The following is an 18,529-nucleotide window of genomic DNA, read 5'->3' on the forward strand; positions in this document are numbered from 1 at the left end:
CAACCTCGGCCGCCGCGTCGAGGGCCGCCGCTGCGTAACGTCATCGACAAGGAACGAGGCTGTCCCTGACGCGAGGGCGTTCCCGGCGCGAGGTCGTCCCCGGCCCGCCTTCCGCAAGCCACGAGCAAGCCGCGAGCAACTCGCGATCAGCCCGCGAGCAAGCCGCGATCAGCCCGCGAGCAGGGCTCCGAGCCGGATCCCAGCAAGCTTCCAGCAGGCGCGCGCCACCCGGCCCGCAGGAGAATGGCCGGGTGACCGAGCCCCTGCCGGCCCCCAGCCTGTCCGCCCAGACCACCTGCGGCGACGAGATGCGCACGCCGCTGCGCGACTTCCTGCGCACGGAGACCGGCAGCGCCGCCGTCCTGCTGGCCGCCGCCGTGGCCGCGCTCGTCTGGGCCAACCTCGGGCCGGGGACGTACGAGGAGTTCTGGCGGACGGTTCTCGCGGTCCGGGTCGGCTCCACCGGCGTCTCGTTGGAGCTGCGCGCGTGGGTGAACAGCGGGCTCATGACGCTGTTCTTCTTCGTCGTCGGCCTTGAGGCACGCCGTGAGTTCGACATGGGCGAGCTGCGCGAGCGCAAACGGGTCGCCCTCCCGCTGCTCGCCGGCCTCAGCGGCATGATCGTCCCGGTCGCGGTCTATCTCGCCTTCAACGCGGGACACACGTCGGCGCACGGCTGGGGCGCCGCCATGTCCACGGACACGGCGTTCGCGCTGGGCATGCTCGCCGTCTTCGGCACCCGCCTGCCCCGGGGCCTGCGCACCTTCATCCTCACCGTCGCCGTCGTGGACGACTTCGCGGCGCTCGGCGTGATCGCGGTCGCCTACAGCGGCCGGATCAATGTGCTCGCGCTGGTCGTGGCCCTCGCGACGTTCGGGGTGATCCTGCTCGTACGGGCGCTCCGGCTGCGCCACGGTGTGGTGTACGGGCTGCTCGCCGTCGTCGTCTGGGTGGCCCTCCTCGAATCCGGTGTGGACCCGGTCGTGACGGGCCTCGCCATGGGGCTGCTGACCTATGCCTATCCGGCGGCCCGCAGTGATCTGGAGCGGGCGAGCGGACTGTTCCGGCTGTTCCGCGAGCAGCCCACACCGGAACTCGAACGCTCCGCGCGCATCGGACTCGCCTCGGCCATCTCACCCAACGCCCGGCTCCAGCGGATGTACCACCCCTGGACCAGCTATGTGATCGTGCCGGTCTTCGCCCTCGCGAACGCCGGTATCCCGGTGAGCGGCGCCCAGCTGGCCGACGCCTTCGGCTCACCCGTCACCCTGGGCATCCTTTTCGCCTACCTGCTGGGCAAGCCCGTCGGCATCCTCGGCGCCGCGCTGCTCACCACCCGGCTCAGTCGCGGCCGTCTGCGCCCGCCGGTCGGCTGGGGTGCCACCGCGGCCGGTGGCACCATCGCGGGCGTCGGGTTCACGGTCTCCCTGCTCATCGCCACCCTCGCCTTCCACGGCGACCAGCTGGCGGAGGCGAAGATCGGCATCCTCAGTGCGGTGCTCTGCTCGTTCGCCGCCACCTGGCTGGTCACCCGGGTGATCGGCACGCTGCCCAGGCGCCCCCGGATCAGCGCCCTGCTGGGCACGGCCGAGCCCATCGTCGATCTGTCCACACCCGTCGATCCGGACCGTGACCACGTACGCGGCCCGCGCGACGCGCCGGTGACCGTCGTCGAGTACGGCGACTTCGAGTGTCCGTACTGCGGGCTGGCGGAGCCCGTCATCCGTGAGCTGCTCGCGGACTTCGGGGACGTCCGGTACGTCTGGCGCCACCTGCCCCTCAACGATGTCCACCCGAACGCCCAGCTCGCGGCGGAGGCCGCCGAGGCCGCGGCCGCTCAGGACGGCTACTGGGAGATGCACGACCTGCTGCTCCGCCACCAGGGCGATCTGCTCCTCGCCGACCTGCTCCGCTATGCCGAGACGGGCGCGCTGGACACCGACCGCTTCCACCGGGATCTACGGGCGCACGCCGGCGCCGACCGGGTCGCCGAGGATGTCGAGACCGCGGATGTGAGCGGCGTGTCGGGCACCCCCACCTTCTTCGTCAACGGGCGGCGGCACCACGGCGCGTACGACATCGAGGGACTCTCCGCCGCCGTGCGCGCCGCCCGCGCGCGATCCGCGCTGACCGAGCCTTCCTGACCCGTCACGCCTTGAGCCTTCCTGGCCCGTCAGGCTTTGAGGAACCCGTCAGGCCTTGAGGAAGTCGAGCAGCGCCGGGTTGACGACCTCAGGGTGGGTCCAGGCGATGTTGTGAGGCCCGCCCTCGACCGTCACGAAGGTCAGATCCTTGATGAGCGCGGGCAGCCGCTCGGCGGTGCTCTCGTACGGCAGGATACGGTCGGCGTTCCCGTGGAGGAGCAGCGTGGGCACATCGATCCTGGGCAGATCCTCACGGAAGTCGGTCAGCCAGGCATCGACGCAGACATGGGCCGCGTGCGCGGACGCGGCGACGGCGGTGTTGAAGCTGTTGTTCCACGCCTGGTCGCTGATGCGGGTGCCGCGGTACTGGTCGACGTTGTAGAAATTGTCGAGGAAATCCTTGAAGTACGCCGGGCGGTCGGCGACCACGGCGGCCTTGATCCCGTCGAAGACGGACCCGTCGACGCCCTCGGGATTTTCGTCGGTCTTCAGCAGGAAGGGCGGGATGGCCCCCATCAGCACGGCCTTGCCGACCCGGCTGGAGCCATACGTACCGAGATAGCGCGTGACCTCGCCCGTGCCCATGGAGAAGCCGACCAGATCCACCTCCGGAAGGCGGAGGTGGTCGAGGAGGGCGTTGAGGTCCGCGGCGAAGGTGTCGTAGTCGTAGCCGACGACCGGCTGGCTGGACCTGCCGAAGCCCCGCCGGTCGTAGGTGATCACGCGGTGTCCGGTCTCCAGGAGGACACGCTCCTGCTTCTCCCACGAGTGTCCGTCGAGCGGATAGCCGTGGATGAGGACCACTGGGGGGCCGCTGCCGTGGTCCTCGTAGTAGAGGTCGATGGAGCCGGTGTTTTCCTGCCCGACGGTGACGAACGGCATGGATGTGCCTTCTTTCTCCGCTTGCCTCCCCGCGTCTCTCGCCGCGACTTTCCCGCGCTCCGGGCCCGCTCTCCGGACCCCGCTCCGGGCCGAGTCCCCGGACCCCGTCCCGGCGCGCTTTCCGGTCCCACGACGCTTTGCTTTCCATCAAACCGCGCCCGGGGCGCCCTCGCCACCGGGGACGGAAGCGCGCCGACGGCTCAGCCGGGACGGCCGTCCCCCGACGGTGAACGCTTCTCGCGTGCTTCGTGCTCCTCGTCCCCGGTGCCGTTCAAGTGGCCCATGGTGCCGGTGACTTCCAGCAGCCGCTCCAGCATGGGCTGACGCTCCGTCAGCAGCAGTTGTACGTCGTCGGCTTCGGCGAGACGCCTGATCATCAACAGCGCCGCGAGCCCCATCGAGTCACACATCGTGAGCCCGCCGCAGTGCAACTCCAGCCTGCGCACACCCCGGTGGGTCCGCAGCAAACTCCTTACGGAGTCCACCACTTCGTAGGACGTCTCGTAGTCCATCTCCCCGTCCAGCCTCACCTCGACGGTGTCCGGCCGTGGAGTGGTGACGACAAAGGCCAGCGGCTCGGGAAGGCATTCCGGCACAGGGCCGGAGAGGGACTCCGGCAGAGAGCCGGGAGCGGGCTCGGGGTGAGGCTCGGGCCGGGAGCCGGGAGACGGAGGAGTCATGAGGTGAACCTGCCCGGTCCGTGGCCTCCCACCGCGCTCAGATGATTCCGGCGCGGCGCGGTGATCGCGACCAGGGCCATGTCGTCGTGCCGGCCGGAGCCCACCCACTCGGTCGCGAGCGTCGAGACCCGCTCGACGACCGTCTCCGCCGGCATTCCGGCGCATTGGGAGAGCGTGGCCGAGAGCCGGCCCTCACCGAGCATCTCGGCACCGGACGGTCCGCCTCTCGCCTCCGTGATGCCGTCGGAGAACAGGAGGCACGTCTCACCCGGCTGAAGAGCCGTACGGAAGGTCCGCGCCGACACCTCGGGCAGTGCCCCGATGAGCGTGCCGTTCGTACGGGCCTCCTCCACCGTGCCGTTCGACCGGACGATCATCGGCGCGGGATGCCCGCCGCTGGTCAGCCGCAGCTCGATGCCGTGCGCCAGCCGCGCCACGGAGGCCAGCACCAGCGTCGCGAACCGGGTGTGGTGCGAGGTGAGCAGGGCGCCGTTGAGGAGTTTCAGCAGCCGTTCATGGTCCGGTTCCACCAGCCGCAGCGCCTGAAGGGTGTTGCGGATCTTCCCGGTCAGCACGGCCGCTTCCAGCCCCTTGCCGCACACGTCGCCCAACACGGCCTGGGACTCGCCGCCCTGCTGATCGGCCGGGTAGAAGTCGTAGAAGTCCCCGCCCACTTGCTGGTCGTCCCGCGAGGTGCGGTAGCCGCCGGCGAACTCCACTCCGTCGTAGTGGTGCAGCCGCGGCGGCAGCAGATCGCGCATCAGCAGATTCGCGACCGAGGACTGCTCGGCGAATACCAGGGACGCGGAGATCGCGGCGCCGGCCCGCGCCGCGAAGACACGGGCGAATGCCTCCTCGCTGTCTGTGAAGCACGCCCGTCCGGACCGGCGCAGCAGGATCAGCGCACCCGCCGGCGAACCGTTGCCGGGCAACGGTGTCACCAGTACGGAGCCGATCTCACCGAAGCCCTCCGGAGCGAGCCACGCGGGAGCGGTACCCGGATCGATCCAGCGGGAGGGGGCCGGCGGGAAGAGCTGGAGCGCCTCGGCCAGACCCGGTATGTCCGTCGGGGCGGCGGAGCGCACCTCATGGGTGACGGTTCCGTCCTGCCCGGCGCGGGTGAGCGGCACCCGGCGGCCCGTCCGCGGTCCCACGACCACGGTCGCGTCGGCCAGATGCCCGGCGGCGAGCAGCGCCGTGGTGTCCACGCACGTACGGGGGTTGAGGGACGAGAGGAGCCGGTCGGACACCTCGACCAGAAACGCGGTGCGTTTCCGCTCCGTGTCGAGCGCGTCCCTCGTCGCCCGGTGATCCGTCTCGTCGCTGAGCCACCAGGTCATCTGGCCCTCGGAGTCCGTCTCGGCACCACTCGCCCGGTAGGAGCGCTCGCCCACGGCTCCGTGCGCCGTCCGCTCCCGTCCGGCATGGGCCTCGGCGAGCCAGCGCGGTCCCTGCCGGGCGAGCTGGGAACCGGCGGCGAGACCGGGCAGAAGCGTGACCGCCGCCGCGTTGGCCAGCCGGACCACGCCGGTACGGTCGGCCACGATCACCGCGTGGGGCGACGACTCAAGAGCCACATCACCCACGGCAGCCACATCATCTACGGCCTCGCCGGTCACGGACGTGCTCGTCAACGAATGCCTCACATAGTGGAATGCCGTGCCCTCGGCACGAATTCCCTTCACCCTCTCGCTTCTTCGGCCGACGTGTTGTCGCACAGCAACCGTCCTCCATCGGGGCGAGGGGCGCAATCCCTCCTCCGGGTCCCCGATCGAGTGAAGCCGGCGTGCTCCGCCCCGGGCCGGCCGTCAACCACAAGTGGCCGACCGCCGGGCGCGGGTGGCCGGGCGGCGGCCGTCAGCGGTGGAGCGCGGTGTCGAGATCGGGATCGACCGGGAAATGCGCCGCCGTACCGGTCACGTCGAGCAGCCGCCGCACCGAAGGGTGCAACGGGCCCACGAGGCGCAGCTCGTACCGGCGTGCGGCGGACAGCAGCAGATGCAGGACCGTCGAGTCGGCGAAGACCACCTGGGAGACGTCGATGACCACGCGTGAGGCGCCGAACCGTCCGGCGTCGCTGAGCGCGAGTTCGATCTCGGACGCGATGTCGATGTCGATCTCGCCCGCCAGTATCACCACGAACGAATCCCCGATGGGGTAATGCGTCACGACAGCGTTCTCAGAAGCCTGGTGAGGGTCGGGACTCATGGGGCACCAGCATGCCATGGGCCGGGGGCCGTTGAGGCGGTCGCCGGATGAGGGGCGGCCGAGCGGCAGCGGGCGGCACTGGACCAGCGGCGCATCAGTGCCAGCGGTGCATCAGTGATGGATCAGTGCCTTGATGAGCTTGCCGCCGTCCCCGAGCGCCGTCACCGTGACCTCCGCCAGCCGGTGCACCAGCGGCCAGCCGTAGCCGCCCGGCAGCCAGTCCTCCCGGTGCTGCTTGATCGCCGGCAGCCGTGGACTCGCGTCGCGTACCGCGATCTCGACCACTCCGCTACGCGCGGAGATCCGGAAACCTGTCACCCCGCCGCCATGCCGGATGGCGTTGGTCACCAGCTCCGACACCACCAGCAGCACATCGACCGCCGTACGCTCCGGCACCGCCGGCTCGTACCGGTCCAGGAAGGAGCGCACCAGCGCGCGGGCCTCGGCCGTGCCCGCCGGGAGCGCGTCCAGCCATGCCGGTGTCCTCGGAACGGAGTTGTCCGCTCCGTCGCCGACCGTTGTCATCCCGGCACCCCCGTACGCGGCTGCTGGCTCGTGATCCGGCGGAGAGCATCGCATGTTTCGCGGGTGCGTGAACCGGAGTACGTGAATACACCACCCAAGTGCGCGGGTTTGCCACAAGTGCACCCTGAGGGGTGTTCTCTCACCGCGAGCGGAATGATGCTTGGGTTGTCGCATATGCTTCCCGCCGAACGACTCCGGGCGACCGGTGTCGCCTGGTGAGGGGGTGGAGAGTGGTCGAGTTGCCCGTGGGCCTCTCGTCGCGGCCCGCGCGAGGCCGCCGTGCCACCGGAGTCGCCGTAGCGTCACAGGAAGCCACAGCGGTCGTACGCGACTCCCTGTGGGCCGGCGACGCGGTCCTGCTGCTCGTCGAGGACGACGCGGGCGACGCGCTCCTTGTGGAGGAGATGCTCGCGGACAGCGACCTGGACTCCCCGCTCACCTGGTGCAAGACGCTGGCCGAGGCCCAGCGGTTCCTGACCGCCCGCACCGCTCCGGTCTGTGTGCTGCTCGACCTGCACCTGCCGGACGCGCAGGGAGTCGACGCCGTCACCCGTATCGTCCGCAGCGCCCCGGACGCCGCCATCGTGGTCCTCACCGGCCTGGCCGAGGGCGAGGCGGGCCTCTCCGCCGTGGCGACCGGTGCGCAGGACTATCTCGTCAAGGGACGGTTCGACCCGGAGGCGCTGAGCAGGGCGCTGCGCTACGCGCTCCAGCGCAAGCAGGTCGAACAGGCCTCGGCCGCCCTCCGCGCGAACGAGCAGATGGCCCAGGAGAACGCCCGGCTGGAACGTGGCCTCCTCCCCGTCCCGCTGCTGCGCGGCGACGACTTCGAGGCCATCGCCCGGTACGAGCCGGGGCGCGCCCACGGCCTGCTGAGCGGTGACTTCTACGACGTAGTCCAGACCCTGGACGGCACGGTCCACGCGGTCATAGGGGATGTCTCGGGACACGGCGCCGCGGAGGCGGCCCTAGGAGTCTGCCTGCGGGTCGCCTGGCGCACGGCCGTGCTGTGCGGGACACGGCAACTGGAACAGGTGCGCCTGCTGGAGGAAATACTGGTGGCCGAACGGGCCGACCAGCACGTGTTCGCCACCGTCACCTCGCTGGTCTTTCCCCCCGGCGGCCGGGAGGTACGGGTCGTCCGGGCCGGCCACCCTGGGCTGCTCGTACGGCACGGCTCAGCCGTCCACTGGGAGGAGCCGCAGGTGGGCATGGCACTGGGCCTGCTGCCCGGCAGGGGCCGCTGGACCGAGACCGAACTGCCGCTGCCGCCCGGGGGACACGTGGTGCTTTTCACGGACGGCCTCTTCGAGGGGCGTACGAGCCCGTCGACCCGGCTCGGCGAGGACGGACTGCTGGAGCTGGCGAGAGCGCACAGCGTGCTGTCGGCCGGCGCCTTCGTCGATGCGCTGGTGGACGGGGCCACCGAGGGAGCGGCTCCCTACGGCGGCCTCGCGGACGATGTCGCCGTGCTCCATCTCGGCTGGGCCGGTACGGGGAGCATTCCGGGGCAGGGAACCGGTACCACCGCAGGCAGTGCGACAGAGGACGGCACATGATGAGCCCCGACGATCCAGGACAGACGCCCCGCGCTTCACCCCGCCTCCCCTCCCGCCCGTCGTCCCGTCCTTCGCCGTGGTCGACCGTGCGGGCCCGGCTCTCGGTGCAGGGCTGGGTCCAGCTGATCCTCGCGGCCCTGGTGCTGGTGGTGTGCGGCTGCACTCTCGTCGCCGGCGCGCTGCTGTCGCGAACGAACGACCGCACCAATGAACTCGTCGACGGGATCCAGCCCGCCCGTTCCAGCGCGTACCAGCTCCAGAAGGCGCTCCTCGACCAGGAGACCGGCGTACGCGGCTTCGCGCTGACCGCCGACCCGTCCTTCCTCACGCCGTACAACGCGGGCCGCCAGGACGAGCGGCGGTCCGTCGCGCGTATGAGCGGGATCGTGGCGTCGAACCCCCGGTTCGCCGATGACCTCGCCCGTATAACGGGTGCCGCCGACCGGTGGCGGCGCGGACAGGCGGAGCCGCTGATCGAGTCCGTACAGGCCCGGGGTGCGGAATCGGCGTCCGCGGAACGGCTGACGCGGAGCAAGGAGGGCTTCGACGAACTGCGTGGTCTCTTCGCCCTCCAGCAGCGTCATCTCGAAGAGGCCGGGAAGCAGGCGCGCACCGAACTCGATGACGCCCGTGAGCTGCGCGATGCCGTGTTCATCGCGATCCTCGGCGTCTTCGTCCTCGCGGTGGTGGGACTCGCCTTCGTGCTGCACCGGATGGTGGGCCGGCCGCTGAACGCGCTGCGTGCCGCGTCCGACGGCGTACGCGCGGGGGCGTTCGACCGGCGCATCGAGGCCGGCGGCCCCTCCGACCTGCGGGCCGTCGGCGCGGCCGTCGAGGACATGCGCCGACGCCTCGCCGACGAACTCGAAGCGACCCGGTCGCGCGAGGCCCTCCTCGCGGAACAGACCGAGGAGCTGCGCCGCTCCAACTCGGAGCTGGAGCAGTTCGCGTATGTGGCCTCGCACGACCTCCAGGAGCCGCTGCGCAAGGTCGCCTCGTTCTGCCAGCTGCTGGAGAAGCGGTACGGCGACCAGTTGGACGGCCGGGGGAAGCAGTACATCGATTTCGCGGTCGACGGCGCCAAGCGCATGCAGATCCTGATCAACGATCTGCTCACCTTCTCCCGGGTGGGGCGCGTACACGACGCGTGGCAGAGCGTCGAGCTCGATGAGGTGCTGGACCGTGCGCTGGGCAATCTCGCGCTGGTCATCGAGGAGTCCGACGTCACCGTCGAACGGGAACCGCTGCCGGAGACGACCGGGGACCCGACCACCCTCGCCATGCTCTGGCAGAACCTCGTCGGCAACGCGATCAAGTTCCGCAGGCCCGACGTACCGTGCCGGATCGCCATCGGCTGCACCCGGGAGGACGACGAGTGGCATCTGACCGTCTCGGACAACGGCATCGGAGTCGCGCCCGAGTTCGCCGAGAAGGTCTTCATCATCTTCCAGCGGCTGCACGCGCGGGACGAGTACGAGGGCACGGGCATCGGCCTGGCGCTGTGCCGCAAGATCGTCGAGTTCCACGGAGGCAGGATCTGGCTGGAGTCCATTCCGGAGGGCGGCACCCGCATTCACTTCACCATGCCGGCCGTCGTCGTGCCGGAGGAGCCCGCGGAGCCGCGGGCGGACTCCGTGGAGCTGGCGGAGCCGGTGGACCCCGCCGACCCGGCCGCGGCCGCTGACCGCACCGCGCCCGCTGACCCGGCCCGGCCCGCCGACCGCACCGCGCCGGCTGACCGCACCGCGTCCGGCGTCAGCAGTGCCTCTGACGCCTCGGATGCCTCAGACGCCCCACCGACCAATCCGCCGGGAGCTGCTCCGTGACCACTGTGAACATGCCCGCGCAGCCGATCGAGGTCCTGCTGGTCGAGGACGACGCGGGCGACGAGCTGATGACCCGTGAGGCGTTCGAGGACAACAAGATCCGCAACACCCTCCATGTGGTGCGCGACGGACAGGAAGCCCTCGACTTCCTGTACCGGCGCGGCGACTACGAGGAGGCCCCGCGCCCCGACCTCGTCCTGCTCGACCTCAACCTGCCGAAGTACGACGGACGCCAGGTGCTGGAGGAGATCAAGACGGATCCGGAGCTGGCGTCGATCCCCGTCGTCGTACTGACCACGTCGTCCGCCGAGGAGGACATCCTCCGCAGCTACAAGCTCCACGCCAACGCGTATGTGACCAAGCCGGTGGACCTGGACCAGTTCATCGCGGCGGTCCGGCAGATCGACGAGTTCTTCGTCAGCGTGGTCCGGCTCCCGGGACGTATGTGAGGCCGCCGTCGGCGCAGACGTCGCACCCGCCGCCCCGCCCGTCGGCGTACGTGACGCCCCTCATGGAACCGGTGGGCATACCGGCAGCGTCGTGGGGCATAAGGGAAGTCGAGAAGGGGTCCCCCGATCGCCTTCACCGGTGCGCGGGCAGGAGCGTATGAACGAACAGACCATCGGCGGTGCGGCTTTCATGTCCTTCGCGGACTCCGTGCAGCCACTGCGCCGGGCAGCCGAATTCAGCGGGGAACCGGGCTGTATCGCCGAGGCGCGGCTGCTCGCCGTCCGATTCCTCCAGCAGCTGGAGGCCGAATGGTTCGCCGAGCTCGGCGACCGTACGGGCAGTGATCTGCTGCTTGTCGTCAGCGAGCTGGTCACCAACGCCGAGCGGCACAGCCATGGACCGTATCTGCTGGAGCTGGAGGGTACGGACCGGCAGGTGATCGTGACCGTGTACGACTCCAGCTCGTCCTTGCCGCGCCGCTTCGCGCGCGACCCCGGTCGCCTCGGCGGGCACGGCATCGAGATAGTCCACGCGCTGAGCGACCGGCTGACCGCCGAGCGGGTCCCCGTCGGCAAGCGCGTCCAGGCATTCTTCGACCTGGAGCGCCGCCGGATCCCGGTCTGAGGCCGCTGGATCCCGGTCTGGGCCCGACGCGGTCCGTACGTGGGTCCGACACGGTCCGTACGTGGCGGGCGGCGCCGCTGCGGGGACCGCTCTTTCCGCGTCCGCGAGTAGAGTCGTTGTCGCTCAGACCTTCTTCCGGGGGCGGTTCGGTCTGGGCTGACAAAGGCCCTACCGGATGAAAGAGTGGATCGATGTCCCGTTTCACCGGTCAGCCGCGCCAGAGCGAACAGGTCGCCGAGGCCGCCTGTACCGCCTCGGAGCTGCTCGAGGTGCTGTGGGTGTGTGGCCAGGAGACGGCGCCCACCGGACCGGTCTCGCCTTCCCAGCTACGGGCTCTTCTCGTCATCGAGCAGCATGAGGGCGCGAATCTGCGGACGCTCGGCGAGGTCCTCGGCTCGCGCGCCTCCTCGCTGAGCCGGCTCTGCGACCGGATGGAGGCCATGGGACTCGTGGTCCGCTCGCCCAGCCCGACGAGCCGCCGGGAGGTCGAGCTGCGACTGGGCCGGCGTGGTCACACCGTGCTGGACGAGTACCGCGCCTTCCGTACCCGCGAGGTCGGCATCGTGCTGGAGCGGATGGATCCCTCGGACGTTCTGACGCTCGCCGAGGGGCTGTCGGCGTTCCATGCCGCGGCGACCGGGCGTCCGGGAGCGCACTGAGGGGCACTGAGGGGCACTGAGATCCAGGCCGGGCGCCCTTCCTGGCATCGACCTTCCTGGCATCGACTCGGCACGTTACTCTCCGCGCAGAGCCGTTGTGGGGAAGTGGTGAACACTGTTGTTCACCGGAGAATGTTGTCAAAGGGCAACTGTCACTTCTATCGTGGTCACACCCTGTTCGCGAGCCCGAAGGATCCCGGTGCAACCTCCTCACAGCGCAGGTCAGGCCATGGGAGTGGTCACGAAGCAGGACGGCGACGCGGTGATCATCGCCGTCAGCGGCGATCTCGATCTGGAGAACATCGCCCCGCTCGTCACCGCACTGGCCGAGGCCGGGAAGTCCGCGACCGGTCCTGTGGTGGTGGATCTGTCCCGGGTCACCTTCGCCGACTCCACCTCGGTGAACGTACTGCTCCAGGCGTACGGCGACCTGGGCCCGAGGCTGCGCCTGGCGCAGCCGTCCGCGTTCGTCCGGCGGCTGTTCGACGTCATCGGCCTCGAACACGCGCTGCCGGTGTACGGCACGACCGAGGACGCGCTCGTGGCGGACGACGCGGACGACGGTTCGTGAGCGACACGGCTGCCGGGTGAGCGACGTGGGTGACGCGTGCGCCCGACGAGTACGGCTCATGACCCGCGCTGACGGCTCGTGAACAACAAGGTTGGCTCGGACACTCTTCGGAACCCGTTGCTGGGGTAAACGGCCGGAAGAGATGGCCGCAAACGAAGTCCAACAGACGGGGTGAGCCCGATGCACCACCCGCTCATGAGCGACGACGATTCCCGCCAGTACACCGAGTGGGACTGCCGACCGGAGTTGGCGGCCGAGGCCCGCGAAACGACCTACCGGTTCCTGGACGGTCTGTGCCCGACGCCGTCCGCACACACCTCACAGAATCTGGTGCTGGTCGTCTCGGAGCTGGTGACCAACTCCCTGCGCCATGCCGGCGAGGTCACTTCTTTGCAACTGCGTGCGGATCGCCGGAGCCTCCGGATCGTGGTGAAGGATCCCAGCCCCGCGCAGCCGCAGGACCGTACGCCGGACCTCACCGGCCGTACGGGCGGATTCGGCTGGCCCATGATCCAGCGCCTGGCCGAGAGGGTCACCGTCCGGCCGCGCGTGGGCGGCGGCAAGACCATCCTGGCCGTTCTGGCGCGCTGAGCGGCGATCGCCGCCCGGTTCCCCCGGCGAGCGTGCGCCTGCGGCCGAATACGGGGCGCGAGAGCGCTGTCCGACCCGTTGACACGGATATCCGGTGACTTTACGTTTCTCGAAGAAAGCGCTTGCTGTACGAGAAACCCGGAGCTCGAAAGGGAGTGTTCGCGACGTCTCCGCGCAACGTATCTCCGCGCAACGTGAAGGACCGGCGCGTCCGCGCCGCCGTCATCGGCACCGGACAGATAGCCAAGGGCGCCCATCTCCCCGCCCTCCAGGCGCTCGGCGACGAGATCGATGTCGTCGCCGCCTTCGACATCGACGAGGAGGCCGTACGGGCGTTCTGCGCCGGGGGAGGCGTCCCGCACCCGTACACCGACCTGGGCCGCATGCTCGACGAACAGCGACCGGACCTGGTCAGTGTCTGTACGCCGCCCGCCTTCCACCGTGAACAGACCGTGGCCGCACTGCGGTCCGGCGCCTGGGTGTGGTGCGAGAAACCGCCGTGCCCGTCGCTCGCCGACTTCGACGCCATCGAGGCGGCGGAGGGGCCGGAGGAGGACGGCGGACCGTACGCGTCGATCGTGTTCCAGCACCGGTTCGGCTCCGGAGCCCGGCACGTCCGCTCCCTGCTCGCCGAACGGGCGATGGGGCGCCCGCTGGTCGCCCACTGCCAGACCACCTGGTACCGCGACACCGCTTACTACGCCGTGCCCTGGCGGGGCAACTGGGCCAGTGAGGGCGGCGGCCCCGCGATGGGGCACGGCATCCACCAGATGGATCTGCTGCTCGACCTGCTCGGTCCGTGGACCGAAGTACGCGCCATGGCGGGCCGGCTGGTGCACGACGTGGAGACCGAGGACGTCTCGACCGCGCTCGTCCGCTTCGAGAACGGGGCGCTGGCCACGATCGTCAACAGTGTGCTCAGCCCGGACGAGGTGAGCCGCATCCGCGTCGACTGCGAGCGCGCCACCGTCGAACTGACCCATCTGTACGGTCACTCCAACGACGACTGGCGGATCACCCCGGCGCCCGGTGTCGACGCCGTCGAACTGGCCGGCTGGCGCGATCCGGGTGAGGACGTGCCCAGCTCGCATCTCGCCCAACTGCGTGCGCTGGTCACCGATCTGCGGGCCGGCCGCCGGCCACGCGGCAGCGGAGCCGACGGCCGTAGCAGCCTGGAACTGATCACCGCGCTTTACAAGTCGGCCTTCACCGACGCCACCGTCACGGCGGGAGAGATTCTGCCCGGCGATCCCTTCCACACGGTCCTGCACGGCAATACGCCGGGCTGGGCGCCGTCATCCGCGCCCACCGAACCCGCGTCCGCAGCATCCGCCGAACCCGCGTCCCCAGCCCCTGCCGAACCGGCCGCCCCAGCCACACCCGCCGAATCCGCCGCAGCCGTACCCGTCACGGAGACGCCCGTATGACAACGCCCGCCCCGGCCACCCCCGAACTGCGGCTGACCCATGCGCATGGCGACCGTATCGACCTGCGGGCCGGCGAGGTCACCCTGTTCAGTTACGTCTACAAACCCGAATCGGCGTGGGAGGCCCCCAAGCCGTATCTGCACCCGCTGCGCACCCTGTCCGGCGGCGTGGTCACCGACTACCGCCCCAACGACCACCGCTGGCACAAGGGCCTGCAGCTCACTGCCTCCCATCTGTCGGGACAGAACCTGTGGGGCGGCAACACCTATGTGCACGGCGAGGGTTATCTCCCCCTGCCCGAGCGTGTCGGCTCGATGAGCCATGAGAGCTTCGACGAGGTGTCGGCCGCCGACGGACGCGCCGTCATCGCCGAACGGCTGGTCTGGCGCAACTACCACGGCGACCCGTGGGCGGACGAGTCCCGCCGTATCGAGATCCACGACCTCGACACGTCGGCCGGTGCCTGGACGCTGACCTGGTCCAGCGCCATCACCAACCGTCGCGACGAGACGCTGCGCTTCGGCAGTCCCACCACGGCGGGCCGTGAGATGGCCGGTTACACCGGTCTCTTCTGGCGCGGCCCGCGTGGCTTCCGGGGCGGGCGGCTCCTCAGCCCGGAGCTGGAGGGCGAGGAGCTGATGGGCACGCAGGCGCCCTGGGTCGCGTACAGCGGGGAGTTCGACTCCGTCGACGGCCACGCCACGGTCGTCTTCGCACACGCGCCGGAGAACGAACACACCGGCGACGGGGGAGAGCACCCCGCCCACTGGTTCGTACGGAGCGACCCGTTCGCGGCCGTCGCGCCCTCCTGGGCGTTCCACGAGGAGCTGCTCCTTCCGCCGGGTGACACCCTGACCCGGCGCTGGCGGGTGGTCGTGGCCGATGGCAGCTGGGAGCGGGACGACATCACCGACCACCTCAAGCGGCAGCCGTGGTGAGCGCGGATCCGGCGGCGAGCTTCGCCGGGCTCCCGGGGGCCGTCGCCGTCTCGCATTTGAGTGTGTACGACTGGGAGGCCGCCGACGGATTTCGCGGCGGCACCCCGCATCTGCATCTCACCTGCTCCGAGGCGTACGTGGTGACCGAGGGCCGGGGCGCCGTCCAGACCCTCAGCCCGGAGGGCTCCGACACCACACCGCTGAAGCCGGGCGCCCTCGTCTGGTTCACGCCCGGCACCATCCACCGTCTCGTCAACGAGGGCGGGCTGCGCATCGTCGTCCTCATGCAGAACAACGGACTGCCCGAGGCCGGAGACGCCGTGCTCACCCTCCCGCCGGAGTACCTCACCGACCCGGAGACCTACGCGCGCGCCGTACGGATCCCGGAGGCGGCCGAGGCCGAACAGGCCGCCGTGGCGCGCCACCGCCGCGATCTCGCGATCGAGGGATTCGCCGTGCTGCGTACGGCGTGGGAGGCGGGAGACCCGGAGCCCCTGCTCGACTTCCAGCGGGCCGCCGCCTCGCTCGTACGGCGCCGGGTGGCGGACTGGCGCTCCCGCTGGGAGGTGGGTGCGGCCGAGGCGGCGCGACAGACCGGCGCCCAGCTCGACCGGCTCGCGGCGGGCGACGACTCGCATCTCGCCGAGGCACGGGTGCACACCCGATTCCCGGCGGCGCACAGCAAGTTCGGCATGTGCGGACGGCTCGACACGTACGACGTACTCGGCTCGGACGACGGTCCGGCCGAGAGCCTGGATACCGGCCGGGAGGGACCTTAGGCAGTGAATGGGTCCGGTCGGGACATCCCGGCCGGACCCATTCGCCTGTTCTCGGACGGGGATCAGCTGGTGTACGCCTCCAGCTCGGAGAGCTGCGCGGCCGGCCAGCCGGTGTTGGCGGTGAACGTCAGCCGCAGATAGCGCGCCGATGTTCCGTTCAGATCGACGGTCGCGGTGTTGCCGCTCGACGGGTCGAACGTGTATCCCGCCGACGACTTGAGCGTGCTGTACGAGGAGTTGTCGGTGCTGCCCGACACACTCAGCGTCTGAGTACGGGTCGCCCACGCCGACGACGGAGGCAGCTTCAAGGTCAGGCGCTTGACGGCCTTCGCCGCCCCGAGGTCCACCGTGATCGACTGCGGGAAGGCGTGGTTGGTGCTCTCCCAGTATGTGCCGGCGTCACCGTCGACCGCGTTGGCCGCGCGGTACACATCCGCGTGGCCGGACTCGGTGACCGGGCGGCCCTTGGCGATGTTGCCCGTGTCCCCCGGCGGAGTCGTCGGCGGGTCGGTGGGCGGTGTGGTGGGGTCGTCCGGTACGCCGCCGTTGGTCCACACCGGATCGGGCCATGTGCCGGTGCAGGCGGGCGGGTTGGCGTACCAGCCCGAGTTGCCGGCGCCCTGGGTGATCTGGAAGCCGCTGCCGACACAGTTGTGGATCGGGTTGGACTGCGCGACATGCGTGGCGGTCACGTTGGTGAACGAGGCCGTGCCTGGCGCCTGGATCTGGAGCGCGTACGTACCCGTGCCGTCGATCCGTACGTTGTTGAAGTGCAGCCCGTTCGTCGCGCCCTCGATCAGATGGATCGCCGCGTAGGAGCTGTCCAGGACCGCGGTGTCGGTGATGTTGATCGTGGCGTTGATCGGTTCGTTGAGACCGCTGAACCACATCGCGCCGACGCCGAACCGCCAGTTGAAGTCGTTGTTCCCGGCGCGGATCAGGGTGTTGCGAGCGGCGGTGGTGGTCCCTGAAACCGCCGTACCCTGACCGGAGTTGACCCCTGGATAGCGGTTGGCGACATGCAGACCGCCGCCGTTGGTGATGGTGTCCGACATGACGTTGTCGGAGATGGTGATGTCCTTGCCGCCGTACGTGACGATGTTGTTCGCCAGGATCGGCAGGATCACGGTGTTGAACGTGAACTTGTTCTTCACGTTCGGGACGTTCTCCGCCCACATCGCCAGGCCGTCGTCGCCGGTGTTGCGTACGAAGGTGTTGGTGACCGTGGAGTTCGTGACACCGATGTGGAAGTTCACACCGTCGGCCGTCTGGTCGAGGATGCGGCTGTTCTTGATGGTGAAGTTGTCCATCGGGCCGTCCATCCAGGCGCCGCACTTGGTGTGCTGCATCCAGACGTTGTCGACCGTCGAGTTGGACATCGCGCCACCGATGGCGTTGACCTGGTCGTTGTCCACGCGCTCACGGATGTCGCCCATGATGGCGAAGTCCTTGAGTGTCACATTGCTGCTGCCACCGGCCGAGGCGTACTTGCCGTACACACCGACGGCCTTGGAGCGGTCGGACGGGTCCCGTCCGGTCAGCACGCTGTACCAGGGGCCCGCGCCGCGCAGCGTCACCTTGTCGACGATGATGTGGTCGCGCACCTGGAACGTGCCCTGCGGGATGTAGACCTCCTTGCCCTGGGTCCGGCCCGCGTCGACCGCCGCCTGGATCCTGGCCGTCGAGTCGGCGGCTCCGGTCGGGTCCGCGCCGAAGTCGCTCACCACGTCCAGCGCGCCCGAGGGCTTGCCGACCGGCGCGCCGACCTGCTCGAAGTCGGCCAGGTCGACGGTGAAGGACGGTGACGAGGCCGTCGAGGTGACCTGGAGCCTGACCTTCGTACCGGTCGGCAGGGTCGATCCGAACATGGTGCGCGTCTCGTCGTAGAAGTGGTGCGGGTTGGTGTCACCGGGGTTGTTGTTGAACGGGTAACCCCCGTAGTACCAGCCGTACTTGGACGTCACCGGCACGCTCTTGAGGGCGTTGCCGTTGACGCGCAGGTCGAGGGCGGCGTCCCGGCCGGTGCCCGCCGCGTTGTCGGGCAGGGAGTAGCGGAACGACATGGCGTCGGCCGGAGCGGTGAGGGTGAACTCCACATACTCACCGACCGCGTCGAGCGTGACGGCCTGCCGGCCCGAGGCTTCCGAGGGCAGTGTGCCGTAGAGGCGGTCGGGGCCGATCAGTGTGCCGTTGGTGGCGGCGTACTCGGCCTCTTGTTCCTTGAACGGTACGGACGCACCGCGCCCGGGGACATCGAGGGGGGACGGGGCGGGGACCGCGGCCGCCTGGGCGGCGGGCGCGGTGGACAGCACGACCGCGGCGGCCGTGCCGGCCACGGTCAGTGCGAGAGACACACATGCGGATAAGCCGCGGCGGAGCAGGCGGCGTCTTGGGGGGAGTGTCACAGACATACGTCCTTGCGGGCTCGTGGCGGACTATGCGGACGCGAAAAAGGTTAGAAGTAGGTCCGCAGGAAGTCTATGAATCCGCGCAAATTTTGAAGATTGACGCAAAAATCTTCGACCAGGGGTGGTGAAAGATGGTGAGGGAGGTGAGGAAAGGCGCGCTCGGTCGCGCCACCTCGTCTCGGTGGGGCCGCGCGTCCGCACCATCGGTCGCGTACGTCGGCACCATCGGTCCCGTATGCCGGCACCATCAGTCCCGTA

General features: G+C 69.9%; 17 protein-coding genes. 11 read left to right on the forward strand and 6 right to left on the reverse strand.

The genetic code is table 11. From position 1 onward, the window contains the following. Positions 1-308: 308 nt before the first annotated feature. Positions 309-2,144, forward strand: a complete 1,836-nt coding sequence (gene nhaA, locus ACIQD6_RS07765; RefSeq protein WP_401879593.1) for a Na+/H+ antiporter NhaA — start codon at positions 309-311, stop codon at positions 2,142-2,144. 48 nt (positions 2,145-2,192) lie between these two features. Here the strand turns inward: nhaA and ACIQD6_RS07770 are convergent, their stop codons facing one another. The 5 genes from ACIQD6_RS07770 to ACIQD6_RS07790 all read right to left on the reverse strand — a co-directional run bounded on the left by ACIQD6_RS07770 (position 2,193) and on the right by ACIQD6_RS07790 (position 6,439). Then, positions 2,193-3,026, reverse strand: a complete 834-nt coding sequence (locus ACIQD6_RS07770; RefSeq protein WP_401879363.1) for an alpha/beta fold hydrolase — start codon at positions 3,024-3,026, stop codon at positions 2,193-2,195. A gap of 200 nt (positions 3,027-3,226) precedes the next feature. Continuing rightward, a complete protein-coding gene (locus tag ACIQD6_RS07775) occupies positions 3,227-3,706 on the reverse strand; it encodes an STAS domain-containing protein (RefSeq protein ID WP_401879366.1) in 480 nt (159 codons plus the stop codon). Beyond that, positions 3,703-5,391 carry a PP2C family protein-serine/threonine phosphatase gene (locus ACIQD6_RS07780; RefSeq protein WP_401879369.1) on the reverse strand — a complete coding sequence of 563 codons (1,689 nt, stop codon included), beginning with the start codon at positions 5,389-5,391 and terminating at the stop codon, positions 3,703-3,705. The genes ACIQD6_RS07775 and ACIQD6_RS07780 overlap by 4 nt, the downstream gene beginning before the upstream one ends. A gap of 172 nt (positions 5,392-5,563) precedes the next feature. Beyond that, positions 5,564-5,875, reverse strand: a complete 312-nt coding sequence (locus tag ACIQD6_RS07785) for an STAS domain-containing protein (RefSeq protein ID WP_401879371.1) — start codon at positions 5,873-5,875, stop codon at positions 5,564-5,566. A 150-nt stretch (positions 5,876-6,025) separates the two neighbouring features. Then, the gene (locus ACIQD6_RS07790) at positions 6,026-6,439 is read right to left on the reverse strand and encodes an ATP-binding protein (protein ID WP_401879374.1); all 414 of its coding nucleotides are present in this window, start codon (positions 6,437-6,439) and stop codon (positions 6,026-6,028) included. A gap of 335 nt (positions 6,440-6,774) precedes the next feature. Here ACIQD6_RS07790 and ACIQD6_RS07795 point away from each other — a divergent pair, with 335 nt between their 5' ends. The 10 genes from ACIQD6_RS07795 (at position 6,775) to ACIQD6_RS07840 (ending at position 15,863) form a co-directional block, all read left to right on the forward strand. Then, the gene (locus ACIQD6_RS07795) at positions 6,775-7,998 is read left to right on the forward strand and encodes a PP2C family protein-serine/threonine phosphatase (protein WP_401879596.1); all 1,224 of its coding nucleotides are present in this window, start codon (positions 6,775-6,777) and stop codon (positions 7,996-7,998) included. Continuing rightward, positions 7,998-9,824 (forward strand): CHASE3 domain-containing protein, encoded by a 1,827-nt coding sequence (locus tag ACIQD6_RS07800; RefSeq protein ID WP_401879598.1) that lies wholly within the window; start codon positions 7,998-8,000, stop codon positions 9,822-9,824. The genes ACIQD6_RS07795 and ACIQD6_RS07800 overlap by 1 nt, the downstream gene beginning before the upstream one ends. Positions 9,825-9,829: 5 nt before the next feature. Then, positions 9,830-10,273: a response regulator gene (locus ACIQD6_RS07805; RefSeq protein ID WP_401879601.1), complete on the forward strand. Its 444-nt coding sequence runs from the start codon at positions 9,830-9,832 to the stop codon at positions 10,271-10,273. 157 nt (positions 10,274-10,430) lie between these two features. Continuing rightward, the gene (locus tag ACIQD6_RS07810) at positions 10,431-10,898 is read left to right on the forward strand and encodes an ATP-binding protein (RefSeq protein ID WP_401879376.1); all 468 of its coding nucleotides are present in this window, start codon (positions 10,431-10,433) and stop codon (positions 10,896-10,898) included. Between the two features lie 191 nt (positions 10,899-11,089). Next, complete coding sequence (locus ACIQD6_RS07815) at positions 11,090-11,557, forward strand: MarR family winged helix-turn-helix transcriptional regulator (protein WP_401879379.1); 468 nt, start codon at positions 11,090-11,092, stop codon at positions 11,555-11,557. Between the two features lie 229 nt (positions 11,558-11,786). Beyond that, complete coding sequence (locus ACIQD6_RS07820) at positions 11,787-12,128, forward strand: STAS domain-containing protein (RefSeq protein ID WP_401879382.1); 342 nt, start codon at positions 11,787-11,789, stop codon at positions 12,126-12,128. Between the two features lie 195 nt (positions 12,129-12,323). Continuing rightward, positions 12,324-12,719, forward strand: a complete 396-nt coding sequence (locus ACIQD6_RS07825; RefSeq protein ID WP_401879385.1) for an ATP-binding protein — start codon at positions 12,324-12,326, stop codon at positions 12,717-12,719. A 194-nt stretch (positions 12,720-12,913) separates the two neighbouring features. Continuing rightward, the gene (locus tag ACIQD6_RS07830) at positions 12,914-14,146 is read left to right on the forward strand and encodes a Gfo/Idh/MocA family protein (protein WP_401879388.1); all 1,233 of its coding nucleotides are present in this window, start codon (positions 12,914-12,916) and stop codon (positions 14,144-14,146) included. After that, positions 14,143-15,084, forward strand: a complete 942-nt coding sequence (locus ACIQD6_RS07835) for a PmoA family protein (RefSeq protein WP_401879390.1) — start codon at positions 14,143-14,145, stop codon at positions 15,082-15,084. Before ACIQD6_RS07830 ends, ACIQD6_RS07835 begins: the two co-directional genes overlap by 4 nt. Continuing rightward, positions 15,081-15,863 (forward strand): cupin domain-containing protein, encoded by a 783-nt coding sequence (locus ACIQD6_RS07840; RefSeq protein WP_401879393.1) that lies wholly within the window; start codon positions 15,081-15,083, stop codon positions 15,861-15,863. Before ACIQD6_RS07835 ends, ACIQD6_RS07840 begins: the two co-directional genes overlap by 4 nt. Before the next feature lie 62 nt (positions 15,864-15,925). Here the strand turns inward: ACIQD6_RS07840 and ACIQD6_RS07845 are convergent, their stop codons facing one another. Beyond that, positions 15,926-18,268: a discoidin domain-containing protein gene (locus tag ACIQD6_RS07845; RefSeq protein ID WP_401879603.1), complete on the reverse strand. Its 2,343-nt coding sequence runs from the start codon at positions 18,266-18,268 to the stop codon at positions 15,926-15,928. Positions 18,269-18,529: the final 261 nt, after the last annotated feature.

Source organism: Streptomyces sp. NPDC088400 (assembly GCF_044753355.1).
GTDB lineage: Bacteria > Actinomycetota > Actinomycetes > Streptomycetales > Streptomycetaceae > Streptomyces.

Excerpts from the sequence above, each read along its gene's own strand:
- nhaA (WP_401879593.1), top strand. The coding sequence starts at position 309 with ATGCGCACGCCGCTGCGCGACTTCCTGCGCACGGAGACCGGCAGCGCC.
- ACIQD6_RS07770 (WP_401879363.1), bottom strand. The coding sequence starts at position 3,026 with ATGCCGTTCGTCACCGTCGGGCAGGAAAACACCGGCTCCATCGACCTC.
- ACIQD6_RS07775 (WP_401879366.1), bottom strand. The coding sequence starts at position 3,706 with ATGACTCCTCCGTCTCCCGGCTCCCGGCCCGAGCCTCACCCCGAGCCC.
- ACIQD6_RS07790 (WP_401879374.1), bottom strand. The coding sequence starts at position 6,439 with ATGACAACGGTCGGCGACGGAGCGGACAACTCCGTTCCGAGGACACCG.
- ACIQD6_RS07800 (WP_401879598.1), top strand. The coding sequence starts at position 7,998 with ATGAGCCCCGACGATCCAGGACAGACGCCCCGCGCTTCACCCCGCCTC.
- ACIQD6_RS07810 (WP_401879376.1), top strand. The coding sequence starts at position 10,431 with ATGAACGAACAGACCATCGGCGGTGCGGCTTTCATGTCCTTCGCGGAC.
- ACIQD6_RS07815 (WP_401879379.1), top strand. The coding sequence starts at position 11,090 with ATGTCCCGTTTCACCGGTCAGCCGCGCCAGAGCGAACAGGTCGCCGAG.
- ACIQD6_RS07820 (WP_401879382.1), top strand. The coding sequence starts at position 11,787 with ATGGGAGTGGTCACGAAGCAGGACGGCGACGCGGTGATCATCGCCGTC.
- ACIQD6_RS07825 (WP_401879385.1), top strand. The coding sequence starts at position 12,324 with ATGAGCGACGACGATTCCCGCCAGTACACCGAGTGGGACTGCCGACCG.
- ACIQD6_RS07835 (WP_401879390.1), top strand. The coding sequence starts at position 14,143 with ATGACAACGCCCGCCCCGGCCACCCCCGAACTGCGGCTGACCCATGCG.